Source organism: Mesorhizobium sp. B283B1A, assembly GCF_020165735.1.
Classification (GTDB): Bacteria; Pseudomonadota; Alphaproteobacteria; order Rhizobiales; family Rhizobiaceae; genus Mesorhizobium; species Mesorhizobium opportunistum.
Window position 1 is genome coordinate 1 of the sequence record NZ_JAIUIQ010000024.1, and the last position, 14,179, is coordinate 14,179.

A 14,179-nucleotide genomic window follows, 5' to 3' on the forward strand; every position below is an offset into this window, starting at 1 on the left:
GCATATCAAGGTCCTGGTGCATGGAGATGTCGCGGCCCCCCCCCCCCCGCCGCCCGCGAAGCCGAGACTATTTTACGATGGAATAGTCGACCCCGTACCATTTCTTGGACAGCGTGCCGAGCGTGCCGTCCGCCTTCATCGCTTTGACGGCGTCGGCGATCTTGGCCGAGAACTGGGGATCACCATGTTCGATGGCGACAGCCAGCGGCTCGTAAAACACCGGCTCGCCTATCTGCTTTATCGGATAGCCGGCCTTCACCGCATCGACGATACTGGGTTGCGATGAGACCACCGCATCAAGCCGAACGCCATCGCCGATCCGCAGGTCATCGAAAGCAGTGGTGGAGTTCTCGTAGGAGTGCACCTCCTTGGGATTGAGCTTGTATTCGAAGGGCGGCGCACCGGCCGCGTCCAGCGTCAGATCCTTCTTGGCATAGGCTTCGAAAGTCGATGTCGTCGTTGCGCCGACGACTTTGCCGTCGAGGTCGCTCAAAGATTTGGCTTTGCTGTCCTTGTGAACGGCAACGGCGGCTGGCGTGTAGTAATAGACCGCGGGGAAATCGAAGATCTCAGCGCGCTTCTTGGTCGGCGTCATCGAGCCGACATGCATGTCCCAGCGGCCGACCCAGTTGCCGGCGGTGATGATGTCCCAGCCCGGTGTCACGAACTCGACCTTGACGCCGATGCGCTTGCCGATTTCCTTGGCAACGTCGACATCGAAGCCGTCCAGCTCGTTATTGGCGTTGAGGAAGGACTGCGGCGCCCAGTTGGCATCGGTGGCGACCTTGAGAGTGCCGGCCGCCACGACCCGGTCCAGCACCGCGCCAGCATAGGCTGGGAGCGACGCCAATGTCAGGGCGAGCGAAGCCGCCAATGTCGTTAATTTCAGAGATGTTTTCATGTGTACCGTTCCCCTTGTTGTTGCTAATTTAGAGATGAGCCCGCTGTCGCCGTCTTCCGGCGAGGCAGAGGAGGTTTGTCGCGCCGATTGCTCGGAACGAAGGTAAGCCGACGGAGATTCCCCAAACCGTTGTCATGGCGTGTCGGCCTTTGTTTCGTCGCGCATCGATCGCGCGACCCGAAAGGCCTCGACGCCGGCCGGAATGCCGCAATAGACCGCGATCTGGATCAACGCCGCCCGCAACTCGTCGTCGCTCAGGCCATTGCGCATCGCACCACGGAAATGCAAGCCGAATTCATGCATCCGCCCCAGGGCGGCAAGCATGCCGAGATTGAGCAGGCTGCGCTGCTTGAGGTCGAGCGCTTCATCGGTCCAACATGTGCCCCAGCAATACTCGTTCAGGATGTCCTGGAAGGGCCGAGAAAAGTCGTCGGCGTTGCCGATTGCGCGATCGACATAGTCGTCGCCCAGCACTTTGCGGCGCACCGCCCCGCCGGCTTTCTGCAATTCGCTATCCATGGCTGGTCGCCCCTGCCCGTCGTGAGTGGTCACCCAAAAAATTCGCCATCAAGCCAGCAATCGGTTCGGGCGCTTCGACCAGGATCGAATGCCGCAATCCCGGCAGGATCTGCAGCCGCGAGCCGCGGATCTGCTCATGCATATGACGCGCCATGCGCGGATTGGATCCCTGGTCGTCCTCGCCCGTCACGATCAGGGTCGGCGACCTGATCTGGTCGAGAATGCCGCCGAAATCGGTCTCGGCCAGCACCCGGTAGGCGGCGGCGTAGCAGGCCGGATCGTTCTCGGCGTCGCGGCGGCGCAGTTGGGCAATCACATCCGGATTGCGCTCCTGAAATTCCTCGGTCAGCCAACGCGACAGCGACGCGGCATGGTGCGCGCTCGGCTGACTGGCGGTCAAAGCGGCGAGACGCCCTAGAACCGCCTGGCGTTCCTCCGGCGAGCGCCCGGCGACGGTCGACAGCAGCACGAGCCGGTCGAGTCGGTCGGCATGGGTCAGTGCCAGGCGCTGGGCGATCAGGCCGCCCAGCGAGAAGCCGGCAAGATGAAAGCGCGCAAAGCCAGCATGATCGGCCAGCGCCAGCGTATCGCCGACGAAGTCGTCGATCTCGTAGCGGCCCATGATGCGCGCCGACCGGCCGTGGCCACGCAGGTCAAAAGTCAGCACCGTGAACTGATCCGGCAGCCGGGCGACGACGCCGCTCCATGCCTCCAGATAGGAGCCGACGCCATGGATGCAGACAAGCTTGTGCGGCCCGTAGCCGTCGACACGATAATTGAGCGCGATATCGCCATGGACGAAAGAGCCGGCCGCCATTGCCGTCAATGCCCTACCACGACAGCCGTGGAGCGTTCCCGCGCGGCGAAGTGCGGCATGACCTCGTCGACGAACAGCCTGATGGTCTTCTTCTGCAGTTCGAACGGCAGGTTGAAGGTGAGCCCGAGGCAATACTGATCGACGCCGGCGGCTTCATAATCCTCGAGCTTCTCGATGATCTCGTCGGGCGTGCCGAACATCAGGTTCTTGCGGATGCTCTCGGGATTATAATTGTCCTTGCCCTTGACGCTTTCGTAGGGGACGGCTTCGGGGAAACCGTTCTTCACCGTGCCGATGTTCTGGAACAGGTTTTCGAAGGCGCGCCCGTAGTCGATGGCGTGACGAACGGCGATTTCCCAGTCCTGCGCGCGATCGTAAATGCAAGTGCGGCGCTGCATCATCAGGCGTGGACGCGGCACCTCCGGATGATCGGCGACCGCCTTGCGGAATTTTTCGCCAAGCACGGCGATTTCGGCGGCGGGCGCTGAAAGCGGCGTCGACAGGATGTTGGCACCGATGCCGACGGCCCAGTCGAATGTGCCGGGGTCACGCGCTGCTACCCAGATCGGCGGATGCGGCGTCTGCAATGGCTTGGGCACGCCGGCAGCGAGCGGAAATTTCCAGTAGTGGCCGTCATGCGCATAGTCCTGCGCCCACAGTTTCTTCACCGCCGGCACCAGCTCCTTCAGGTAGGCAACGCCCTCCTGCTGCTGCATGCCGCCGGCCATGCGGTCGAACTCATACTGATAGGAGCCGCGGGCGATGCCGAACTCCAGCCGGCCGCCGGTCAGATGATCGCAAAGCGCGGCTTCGCCAGCCAGTCGGATCGGACTCCAGTACGGCGCTACCAGCGTCGAGGTACCAAGCCTGATCTGTTGCGTGTGCTGCGCCAGCCAGGTCAGCGTCATCAGCGGATTGGGCGAGATGGTGCATTCGATGGTGTGATGCTCGGCGGTCCACAGCGTCTCGAAACCGCCCTCGTCGGCCATCTCTGCCAATTCGAGCAGATTGCTCTTCACCTTCGACATCGGCATGTCGGGCGAGAAGCGTTCCATGGTCAGCGACACTGCAAACTTCATTTTTCCTGTCCCGTACTTTGTGGCCGGCGTGGATGAGGCTCAGCGCAGACGAATGACGAACGGGTCCTGCATGGCCCCGGAATAATCGATCATGATGTTCTTCAGGCGCGAGAACTCCTCCATCACGTCGAGGCCGCCGCGGCGGCCATAACCGCTCGCCTTGAAGCCACCATTGGCCGACATGAAGGAAGAGGCGCGATAGGTGTTGATCCAGACGGTGCCAGCGTCGACATTGCGGGCAAAGCGCAGCGCGCGGTCGATATCCTTGGTCCAGATGCCGGACGACAGCCCGTAGCGCGTGTCATTGGCCAGCGCGGTCATCTCTTCTTCCGAAGAAAAGGGGATGACACCGACAACCGGGCCGAAGATCTCTTCCTGCATGAAATCCATGTCGTTGCGGGCGTCGACCATGACCGTCGGCTCGAAATACCAGCCTTCCGCGAGCTCGGCGGATTGCGGCCTGCGGCCACCGGCCGCGATCCTGGCCCCCTGGTGGACGCCCGAGGCGACGTAGCTTTCGACCTTGGCAAGCTGCGCCGACAGCGCCAGCGGTCCCATGTCGGTATCGTCGTTCAAGGGATGGCCGACCTTGACTCGCCTGGCGCGCTCGACCAGCGCATCGACGAACCGGTCGTAAACACTGGCCTCGACGAAGCAGCGCGATCCGGCAACACAGCTCTGGCCGGCGGCGGCGAAAATGCCTGACACGACGCCATTGACGGCATGGTCCATGTCGACATCGGCAAAGACGACATGGGGTGATTTCCCGCCGAGCTCCATCTGGCATGAAACCAGGTTGGCCGCCGCGTTGGCGGCGATGCGCCGGCCGGTGGCCGTGCTGCCGGTGAAGACGATCTTGGCGATGCCGGGATGGCGCGTCAGCGCATCGCCGGCACTGGCGCCGGTGCCGGTCACGACATTGACGACGCCGGCCGGGAAGCCTGCCTCAATGATCAATTCGGCCAGTGCCAGCGTCGAGGCGGTGGCATGCTCGGACGGCTTGATGACGACGGTGTTGCCGATGGCAAGGCAAGGCGCCAACGTGCCGGTGAGCAGCATCAGCGGCGAATTCCAGGGCGTGATCATGCCGACGACGCCAAGCGGCTCGCGCATGTTGAAGTTCAGCATATCGAGCTTGTTGACGGGGATGGTGTCACCCAGCAGCTTGTCGGCCATGCCCGCGAAATAGCTGTAGGAATCCGGCATGGCGCGCATTTGCGCCCGCATCTCCTTGATCAGCTTGCCATTGTCGCGGGTCTCGATCAGCGCCAACTCGTCGGCATGGTCGAGCACCAGCTGCGCCAGGCGATAGACGAGCTTGCCACGATCCGTCTGGGTCATCCGGCGCCATGCCGGATTGGCAAACGCCGCCCGCGCGGAGGCCACGGCGGCATCGACATCGGATGCGTCAGCCTCGGCCAGCTCATACCACGGCTTGGCAGTCGTCGGATCGTAGCTTGGAATGTACTGGCCGGCTTTCGGGGCGACGTAGCGGCCGCCGATGAAAAGCTGCTGGCGGGAGTTCTCGAGCGATTTGACTGACGTCTTCATGGCTTTTCCTGGTCAGTGTCCTGCGGGCTTTGCGCCCATGGCTGCGAGCCGCCATCGATGCGGGCGAGACGCCCGCCATCGCCCGAATCCATGTAGATGCTGAAGCGCTCGTCGTGCCGTTCGCGGCTGTAGCGGCGCAGCAGCGCGCGGATCTCACGCGCCGGAATGTCCTCGTAGGGAAGATCGGCGAGTGGAAAGAACTTGAACCCAGCAGGCACGGTAAAGGCGGCGGAAGCGCCGGAGAGGCGGGCGCGATAGATGAGATAGCCCGGGTCGCTGTCGGCGACGTCGAAGACCGAGTAAAGAAACGTCTCGTCTGGCAGCAGCGTCAGCGCATCGCCGCCCTCGAGCTTGAGCTCGTTTTCGGCCTTGCGGCTCTTAGCGCTGGGCAGCACCCAGCCGCCCTTGCCATCGGAGCGCAACAGGATGTTTCCGTCCGCTTCGATGAGGTAGCCGACGATCATCGAGTGCGAGGCAAGCCAGCCCGGCGGCAGCGGATCCTTCACCGAGGCATAGCGGCCCCGGCAAAAGCCGAGCGGCGCCGAGGGACTGGTGCCGAAAGCCTGCACGGCGCCGATCAGCACGACGTGATCGCCGGCGTCGACCCGGTTGTGCACGGTGCAGTCGAACCAGGTCAGGCATTCGTTGAGGATCGGCGCGCCGGTATGGACACGGTCATGGCTGACGGAGCCGAACTTGTCGTGTGCCTTCGAGGCAAAGACCGCCGAGACGTCGGTCTGTCCTTCATGCAGGAGGTTGACCGCGAAGGAATCGGACGCACTGAAGGCGGCATAGCTCGCCGCCGCCTTGCCGACGCAAACCAGAAGCAGCGGCGGATCGAGCGAGACGGATGTGAAGGAGTTGGCCGTCATGCCACGCGGCGTGCCATCGGCATCGCGTGTGGTGATGACCGTGACGCCGGTCACGAAGGTTCCGAACGCCCTTCTGAGCGCAATCGGATCTATCGTCGGCTGTGGGGTCGTCAGCATCTGGCCTCGTGTTCCCTCTTCGGATTGCACGGGACGTTAGCTGCTGACCTGCAGCCGTTCTTCCTCCTGTTGATAGGAACAGTCGGGAGAGACGCTGCTGTGTTTGCGAGCAAAGATGGCGGCTTAGCAACGTGAACGGCAGGGAACGTTCCCAGATTGGAAACGGCCTGCATGGCGGAGGCTAAAGTGATGCTATTTTTCGGCCGAAGCGCTGTTGTCGATGACCTCGCGCAAGCGGATGGCGAGCTCGAAAGCAAAGCGCCGCTCGGGCGTATCGAGATCGATGCCGAACAGTTCCTGGATGCGCGCCAGCCGGTACCGCAAGGTGGTCACATGCAGGCCCATGGCATCGGCGCAGGCCTGGCTGCGGCAGCCTTCGCGCAGATAGGAGAACAGCGTCTCCATATAGGGCGTGCCGTGCTGGCGATCATGGTCGGCGATGGCGCCGACACTGTCCTGCACGAAGCCGCGCACGTCCTCGACGGCGGCGGCGGCGACCAGCATCGGCAGCGGGCCGAAATCCTGGCTGGCAAAGACGCCGGTGCGGCCGAACGAACGGCCAATGCGGATCATGCGCCGGCAGCGATCCCATGCGGCGGGATAGTCCGCGAGTTTCGTGCAGAGACCGGACAGAACAACGAACGGTTCCTGGCCGAAATAGCGGCCCAGTTCTTCGGCGATCTTGCGCAGCAGCTTGGCGACACGCTCCTTGTCGTCGCCCAGTTCAGCCGGGATCAGGCAGACGAGGCCATTGTCGACGACGATGATGCCGGCCGCGACCGAGTTCTGCTGCAGCAGCCGGATCACCGCATGATGCGGATCGACAGACCGTCCACTGCCTTGCGCCGCTTCAGGCAGGTCGATGACGATCATCTGCTGCGGCGATGCCAGCCCGATGCCGAGCCGTTGCGCTCGCTGCATCACATCGGCGGCGTCGTGCCAACGATGCTCGACGACCTCCATGAACAAATCCGTCAGCGTGCGCGTCTCGAAACGGAAGCGGATGAAGCTGCGCATCATCTGGACGCTGAGCGCGAATTTGGCGCTGTCGAGCAGCAGCAAATCCAACTGGCTGAACGGCTCCTGCATGGTGAAAATGACCAGCGCGCCAACGGCCTCGGCATCGACGCTCAGCGGTTCGATCTTCGCGGTCAGGCGCAGGCGGCGCGTGCCGTCGTCGAGGAAGAACGTATGGGCTTCGCTCTGCGGCCGATCCACCGCGGACCGCGCAGCCTTCATGATCTGCCGATGCAGGCTGGTGTTGGCTGCAAGCTGCCAGGCCGCGTCGTCGAAATGCTTTTCGCTCGGTGAGCGGCTGGCGACGATCAGGTTGGCGGTGAAATCGACCACGACGACAGGATTGGGCACAAGCGCTGCGATCCTGCCGGCAAGCGAAGGCACCGAACTTTCCGCCAGGGCCTGCTGCAGAAGCGACGTGTGCGCCTGGAGGGCTTTCTGCAGCCGTTCCGCCGCACGCTTTTCCTCGCGCAATTTGTGCTGTTTCTCGACCGCGATCTCGCCCAGATGGACGATCATGCCGATGAAGGCGAGGTCATCGGTCGTGACCTCCATGATCTCGCGGGAGACGACGCTGAGCACCATTGGCCGCCCGGCCTCGTCGACGCAATTCATCGGCATCACCAGAACGCTGCGGTAGTCGCGTTCGAACGCCTCCTTGCGGTAGCCGGAGAATTCCTCCGAAGCCCGGGCATCCCTGATGTAGACCGGCTCGTTGCGTTGCAGGGCGATGATAGACGGGCTGGTGGCGAGTTCCCAGCGATCGGGCAGCGGGCGCTGGATCAAGGTTGGGTCATGGCGCACGATGACATAGGCATGGCCGTGCGGCGCATCGATGCTCATGATCGAGCCCATCGTCCACTTGGCGTGCCGGCAGGCGGCCAGCACCAGGTCGCGCAGCACGGTGCTCAAGTCACCGCCTGAATTGATCAGGCTGGCGGCGTCGCGCAACGACAGGATTTGCGACTGGTGGTTCACTGGTGCGATCTGTTTCTGCTGACCGATCTGATCCTGTCGGCACTTCGAGCGCCGATATAAGCAATTCGCGGCCATGTGAAGCTACACGTCTTCCGAGAGCGAGACATCCGGTTTTTCCTCCGAAGCAGAGGAAGACGCATGGCCGGCCACTCCCCTAGCCTGACCCGAATTCTGCTTGAGGAAAGGCCGTCGGAGCGAATGGAAATCAGGAAAATCTGCACCTTCATCGACGAGGTTCTGATCGAGGGCGGCAAGGCAGCTGACAAGCCGGTCACATCAATCGTCGTAGCCGCGGTGCTGAAGAACCCGTGGGCGGGGCGAGGCTTTGTCGAAAACCTCCGGCCCGAAATCATCGCGGTTGCGCCCAGGCTCGGCGCCGAGCTCACACAGCGCCTGATCGCCCTGATGCCGGCAGCCGAGATTGAATCCTACGGCAAGGCGGCCGCGGTTGGCCTCAACGGCGAGATCGAACATGCCTCGGCGCTGATCCACACGCTGCGCTTCGGCAATCTGTTCCGCGATGCCGTCGGCGGCACCACCTATCTCGAATTCTGCAACACCAGAAACGCCGCCGGGGCGCTGATGTCGCTGCCGATGATGCACAAGAGCGAGAACGGCAGGCGCTCGCATTTCATCACCGCGAATTTCCAGATCGCCGACGCGCCGGGCGCCGACGAGGTGCTGGTTGCCATCGGTGCGGCCAACGGCGGGCGGGTCCATGCACGGATTGCCGATCGCTTTCAGGACATGGCGGAGATGGGAGTGGAGAACGCCGCCTTGCGATGAGTCGTCGACGAAAAGCGGACGCTGATGGCTGCACCCGAAACTCGACCGATCGACCTGAAGTCCTCGATGTCATCCAGCGCGACGGTCGCATCACCAAGCTGGCGCTGGCCGAGCAGGTCGGCTGTCGCCGACGCCGTGCTGGATGCGGCTGCGCAGGCTGGAAAAGGCCGGCATCATCTCGGGTTATCGCGCAAGGATCGCCATGCGTGTCGTCTCGCCGGTCGCGACCGTACTGATGGAAGTGACGTCAGCCAACCACCGCCAGGCCGATTTCGACCGCTTCGAGCGTTATCCGCGACATTCCCGAGATCTTCGCCTGCTGGTCTGTCGGTGGTGGCGTCGACTATGTGCTGAAGGTGATGGCGCGCGACATCGACCCCTTTCAGCGGCCGGCCGATTAGCTTGCTGGAGCGCGAGATCGGCATCGACCGCTACTTCACCTACATCGTCATCAAGGCGGCGAAGGATGACATTGCGTTGCCGATAGCCGACCTGTTGCCGGCGACGTCGTAACGCCGGAGAGATCGTATGCCCGATCGGCGCAATTAGGCAATTAGAGAGACTCCATATCGGCGGTCGTCCAAACAGCCTCTCTGTCTGGCCAGCAAGGATAGTCTCCCCGCATCAGACCGAACCGGGAGGCTTCGACCATGTCCGCGCCTGGCGACTACCTTTCCGCCGAAGCGGCCCACGGATCAACGTCGTACTCGCGCCTAAGTGTCGATCTCGGCCAGTTCGGCATCGCTGGAATCGAGCACCTTCAGTGCCCCGACGCAGTCCTCGACCTGTTCCGGCTGGCTGGCGCCGATCAGCGCCGAAGTGACCCGGCCCTTGCGCAGCACCCAGGCCAGCGCCCGGTCACCATATGTCCCCATGACAACCCCAGCCCCTGATGACCGCGCCGCCATGCGACTCAGGTCTTGGTATAACGCCCAACTGTCCTGGCCTCTCCGCGCCTCCCGCAGGAGTGCCACGGCGGGGAAGACACACTAAGGCCGTGTTGGGAGGAAGAGGTGCCCGGACTGCGGAGGCCGCTCTTGGCCCCACCACTTCTGCGACTCTACGTGGCTCGTAGCGGCGGCACGCGTTTGCGCTTACTGCACTTTGTGGGACGCGTCATGCACCCCGGCTGCCCCAACTGAGATAAAGGCACTGCTTGTTGCGTCCGCGATTACCGCGTGGGCTGGAAGATCACCGCCGAGGGTTGAGTTGCGCAAGATGCCGCCTCCGGCCATCACAGATCCAATGCTTGCGGCAAGATGACGAGATCGCGGATGGTGACGTTCGGCGGACGAGTCAGCATGAACACCGCCGCCTCGGCAACATCCTCGGAACGAAGTCCCGAATGGTCTGCGACTTTCTTGTCGATCTCTGCTGGATCGTGAAAGCCCCAAAGTTCATTGAGCACCGTTCCAGGCGCGATCGAGCCAACACGGATGTTGTCCGGGATCAACTGGCGTCTGAGGCCATGCACGAAGGCGTTGATGGCATGCTTGGAAGCGCTGTAGACCGGCTCGAAATGCAGCGCCTGATGCGCCGAAATCGAGCTCGTCACCAATATGTCACCGCTTTTTCGCGCCTGCATGTGCGGCAGGGCGGCGCGAATGGCGCGAAACACAGAGTTCACATTGAGCATCAAAAGGCGGTCCCAGTCGTCCGGATCGCCGTCTGCCACCTGACCTGCGACGTAGACACCGGCATTGGCGAACAGCACGTCGATGCCGTCCAGCCGGCGAATGCTTTCCGCGACCAGGCGGTCGACCTCGGTGGGCTCTATCAAATCGGCCGCGATGACGATGGCGTTGCCGCCGAGCTCGGCCGCCAGCGCGCCGAGCTTTTCCTGCGAGCGGGCACTCAACACCACGCGCATGCCTTCGCGGGCGAATGCGCGCGCGGCCGCGCGGCCGATGCCCGAGCTCGCGCCGGTCACCAGGACTGATTTTCCCTGCAGCGATTGCACCAATTCTTCTCTCCTCGTGTATCATCAATACGCAAATAATGCCGGCGGCAAGATATGCCGCCGGCATGCCTTGGGAGGCTGCTATTTGTATTTCCGCGCCCAGTAGTCGGTCATGCTCTTGACGTTCGCGGGGGTCGCGATCGAACCTTTGGCAAGGCAGCCTTGCTTCGGACAACCCGGATCCTTGCCCTGTGCGATCAGCAGCAGCACCCGCACGGCCTCCTTGGCATGCGCGGCCGCGTCCCACGTCACCGCGACATCGATATAGCCATTCTCCATCGCGCCGACGGCGCTGGTCAGAAGGTCGTTCGAGGCGATCCACACATGCTTGGGATCACCCGTCGGATGCCATTTGTTGAACTTCTCGAGGGCTGCCTGGACCGCATCGATGGCCCAATCAGAAGCTGCCAGGATGCAGTTCGCCTCCGGGTGCGCGCGCAAGGCATCGGTGAGCCCGGACAGCACGATCTCCGGGTTCCACTCAGTTGGAACTCGCGCGACGATGTCGATGATGTCGCTGCTCTCGTCGAGCTTCTTGAATTCGTTGGTCCGGTTTATGGCATTGATGTCGGCGAGCGATCCCTGCAGCTCGACGCATTTGGCGTGGACCTTGTTTGCGTTGAGTATCTTCAGGAATTCCTCGCCCAGCACCTTTGCCTGGTCGGCGGAATCGCCACCCACATGGGCCGTTGGCTGCTCTCCGCTCGACGCACGGTCGAAGGTGACGAACGGCACGCCTGCTTCCTTGGCACGTCGAATCGAGGCTCCGATCGCAGCCGCATCGAGCGCGCGCGCAATCACGATGTCGACGCCGCTGTTCAACAGATCCTCGATGTTGGCGGCCTGGCGGCTGCTGTCGTTGTTCGCCATGTTGACGATCCACTCGACGTTGATCCCGGCCGCCGCGCCTTGGGTCTTGGCCTCGGCCTTCATGTAATCTTCCCAGGCCTGGTTGAGCGCGCTTTCGCGCGCATCCCAGGAAAGTCCGATCTTGACGTCCTTGGCTTCGGCAACGCCTGCACCTGCAAGAACTGCCAGCGCCAGCATAATGAAACGTTTCATTCTCTCCTCCTGTTGCTACTCATTGTGAGTTCTCCCTGCTCGTCACACGCTCTTGTGTTTTGTCTGACGGCGGAAACTTCCGCCGTCCTTGGCCTTCAGCGCATCCGCGTACATTGCGACAAAGATGACGACGCCCTCGACGAGCCGGTAGGAATACGGATTGGCGCCGACATGCTGGAGCCCGCTTCGGATCATCTGAAAGGTCAGCGAGCCTAGAATGACGGATGTAAGGATGTTTCCACGTCCGCCGAAAAGCGAAATGCCGCCGACCACGACCGCGGCGACCGCAGTGAACTCCATGCCCTCCCCGATCTTGGCGGTGCTGACGGCGACCTGCATGGTGTACATGACACCGGCCACAGCGGCGAGCAGCCCTGACAGAAGCAAGGCAGCGAAAGTGCGGCGCTCGACCGGAATGCCGATGCGTCGGGCGACGTCTTCGTCATTGCCCATGGCCGTGAGTTGGCGCCCGAACGGAGTGCAGCGGTGCAGGAGATGCACTGCCAGCAAAACGATGAGCGCAATCGCTGTGTCAACGAAGATCGGCCCGAGCATGGTGTTGCCGAGTGGCTTGATCGCGTTCGGCATCTCGATCAATCCGCCATCGGTCAGCGACAGGCCAAAGCCGCGGAAGGCGATCATCGTGCCGAGCGTGGCGATCAGCGGGTTCACCTTGAGACCGACAACGATCAGTCCATTGATCGCACCGAGCCCAAGCCCGGCGCCGATTGCGGCAACGAGACCGACAGCGAACGGCACGTTACCGTCGCGCATCAGCAGCGCGAAGATCGCCGAAGCGACATAGGCGATCGAGCCTACGGAGATGTCGAGCTTGCCGCTGATCACGACCAGCGCCATGCCCGACGCGACGATGATCATCGGCGCCACGACATGCAGGATGTCGATGAGGTTGGCGAGTCCGAAGAAGCTCGGCGCTGCCACCGAGAACGCGACGTAGACAAGCGCCAGCACGATGACGAAGCCGTAGCCGCGGGCGAATTGAAGGACGCCGCTCATGCCGCTGCCTGTCTTTCCGGCAGCCCCGAGACCGCTGCCAGCAATTCGCTCCCGCTTGCCGAGCCGGGCAGCTCGGCAATGATGCGACCACGCGCCATCACGAGGTAGCGGTCGCAGACACGGGTCAGCTCCTCGATTTCCGACGAGACCATGAGCACGGCGGTGCCGGCATCCGCGAGTTCGCTGACCAGTTTCAGGATCTCCGTCTTGGCGCCGACATCGAGGCCGCGAGTCGGCTCATCGAGCAGGAACAGTTTCGGCGCGGTGGCGAGCCAGCGCGCGAACACGACCTTTTGCTGGTTGCCGCCGGAAAGCGTCGCCGTCCGCTGATCCTCGCTCGTGACCTTGATGCCTAGCCGCCGGATCATTTCGGTCGCAATTCGTTTCTGCTCCCGGCGGATGATGAAACCCAGCCGCGCAATCATGTTCAGACTGGGCAGCACGATGTTGTCGCCAGCCGACAGCGGCAGCAGCAGGCCTTCGCCGCGGCGGTCCTCGGTGACGAAGCCGGCGCGCTGCTGCAATTGCTGCGGGTTGATCGCGATGAGGTCTCGACCCTCGCGCCAGCGGAGCGTGCCGCCATCGATCGGGTCCAGCCCGGCCAGCGCCCGCAGCAATTCGGTCCGCCCGGCGCCGAGCAGCCCCCAGAGACCGACGATCTCGCCGGCTCTGAGCGACAGGTTGATTTCTTCGAGCACACCCGCCCGCGTCAAGCCTTCGACCTCGAGCAGCGTTTCGGTGCGTTGCGGGCGGTTGGCCACCAGCGGCCGTTCATTCTCGGCCGTGTCCATCATATGATGCACGATCTCGCGTGGCATCACCTTGGAAATCGCGCCGGTGAAAACGGTGGCGCCGTTGCGCATCACCGAGACGCTGTCGCACACCGCAAAGATTTCATCGACGAAATGGGTGATGTAGATGATGGCGACGCCATCGGACTTCAGCGCACGCACGACGTCGAATAGCCGCTCACGCTCGCGCAGCGATAGCGACGATGTCGGCTCGTCGAAGATCAGGATCTTCGGATTGCGTCGCAACGCACGGGCGATTTCGACGAGTTGGCGGTCGCCGATGCTCAGTTCCGCCACTAGCTGGCGTGGATCGAGATCCGACCCGAGACGGGCCAGGATCTCCCCGGTGCGGCGCCGACATTCGGTAAAGTCGATCCGGCCGAACCGCAGCGGGAAGGCATCGATGAAAACATTCTCGGCGATCGGCATCGTCGGCAGCGAATTCAGTTCCTGATGCACGAAGGCGATGCCGTGCCGGATCGAGTCGATCGGCGACCTCAGCGCAATCGGCGCATCGCCGATCAGGATTTCGCCCTCGTCCATGGCGACCACGCCGCCAAGAACGTTCATCAGCGTGGATTTGCCGGCGCCGTTGGCACCCATCAGCGCCACCGCCTCTCCTGCGCGCACGTCGAGCTCGGCGCGGTTGAGCGCGACGACCCCGGGGAAGCGCTTGCTGACGCCGCGCAGCCTGAGGTAGGGCGCATCCACG

General features: G+C 63.0%; 12 protein-coding genes and 2 pseudogenes. 2 read left to right on the top strand and 12 right to left on the bottom strand.

All coding sequences use genetic code 11. The annotated features are described in order from the left end of the window. Positions 1–67 precede the first annotated feature (67 nt). The 7 genes from LB577_RS20535 to LB577_RS20565 form a co-directional block, all read right to left on the bottom strand. Positions 68–901 (bottom strand): transporter substrate-binding domain-containing protein, encoded by an 834-nt coding sequence (locus tag LB577_RS20535; protein WP_224688086.1) that lies wholly within the window; start codon positions 899–901, stop codon positions 68–70. A gap of 132 nt (positions 902–1,033) precedes the next feature. Continuing rightward, positions 1,034–1,420 (bottom strand): carboxymuconolactone decarboxylase family protein, encoded by a 387-nt coding sequence (locus LB577_RS20540; RefSeq protein WP_224688087.1) that lies wholly within the window; start codon positions 1,418–1,420, stop codon positions 1,034–1,036. Then, entirely contained in the window at positions 1,413–2,237 is an 825-nt protein-coding gene (locus tag LB577_RS20545) for an alpha/beta fold hydrolase (protein ID WP_224688088.1), read from the bottom strand. Before LB577_RS20545 ends, LB577_RS20540 begins: the two co-directional genes overlap by 8 nt. Before the next feature lie 5 nt (positions 2,238–2,242). Next, positions 2,243–3,316 carry an LLM class flavin-dependent oxidoreductase gene (locus tag LB577_RS20550; RefSeq protein WP_224688089.1) on the bottom strand — a complete coding sequence of 358 codons (1,074 nt, stop codon included), beginning with the start codon at positions 3,314–3,316 and terminating at the stop codon, positions 2,243–2,245. 39 nt (positions 3,317–3,355) lie between these two features. Beyond that, a complete protein-coding gene (locus tag LB577_RS20555; protein WP_224688090.1) occupies positions 3,356–4,867 on the bottom strand; it encodes an aldehyde dehydrogenase in 1,512 nt (503 codons plus the stop codon). Further along, positions 4,864–5,856, bottom strand: coding sequence for a flavin reductase (locus LB577_RS20560; RefSeq protein ID WP_224688091.1), 993 nt, complete (start codon positions 5,854–5,856; stop codon positions 4,864–4,866). Before LB577_RS20560 ends, LB577_RS20555 begins: the two co-directional genes overlap by 4 nt. A 192-nt stretch (positions 5,857–6,048) precedes the next feature. Further along, complete coding sequence (locus tag LB577_RS20565) at positions 6,049–7,851, bottom strand: helix-turn-helix domain-containing protein (protein WP_224688092.1); 1,803 nt, start codon at positions 7,849–7,851, stop codon at positions 6,049–6,051. Positions 7,852–8,049: 198 nt separating this feature from the next. Here LB577_RS20565 and LB577_RS20570 point away from each other — a divergent pair, with 198 nt between their 5' ends. Together LB577_RS20570 and LB577_RS20575 are read left to right on the top strand one after the other, a co-directional pair. Further along, positions 8,050–8,637 (top strand): amino acid synthesis family protein, encoded by a 588-nt coding sequence (locus LB577_RS20570; protein ID WP_224688093.1) that lies wholly within the window; start codon positions 8,050–8,052, stop codon positions 8,635–8,637. A 24-nt stretch (positions 8,638–8,661) separates the two neighbouring features. Further along, positions 8,662–9,150: pseudogene (locus LB577_RS20575) on the top strand (Lrp/AsnC family transcriptional regulator). A gap of 154 nt (positions 9,151–9,304) precedes the next feature. Here the strand turns inward: LB577_RS20575 and LB577_RS20580 are convergent. The 5 genes and pseudogenes from LB577_RS20580 to LB577_RS20600 all read right to left on the bottom strand — a co-directional run. Next, positions 9,305–9,497, bottom strand: a pseudogene (locus LB577_RS20580) (aldo/keto reductase); the annotation flags it as partial. Between the two features lie 374 nt (positions 9,498–9,871). After that, entirely contained in the window at positions 9,872–10,597 is a 726-nt protein-coding gene (locus LB577_RS20585) for an SDR family oxidoreductase (protein ID WP_224688094.1), read from the bottom strand. Positions 10,598–10,678: 81 nt separating this feature from the next. Next, complete coding sequence (locus LB577_RS20590) at positions 10,679–11,659, bottom strand: sugar ABC transporter substrate-binding protein (RefSeq protein ID WP_249490985.1); 981 nt, start codon at positions 11,657–11,659, stop codon at positions 10,679–10,681. A 42-nt stretch (positions 11,660–11,701) separates the two neighbouring features. Continuing rightward, positions 11,702–12,676: an ABC transporter permease gene (locus LB577_RS20595; RefSeq protein WP_224688095.1), complete on the bottom strand. Its 975-nt coding sequence runs from the start codon at positions 12,674–12,676 to the stop codon at positions 11,702–11,704. After that, positions 12,673–14,178, bottom strand: coding sequence for a sugar ABC transporter ATP-binding protein (locus LB577_RS20600; RefSeq protein WP_224688096.1), 1,506 nt, complete (start codon positions 14,176–14,178; stop codon positions 12,673–12,675). Before LB577_RS20600 ends, LB577_RS20595 begins: the two co-directional genes overlap by 4 nt. Between the last annotated feature and the right edge of the window lies 1 nt (position 14,179).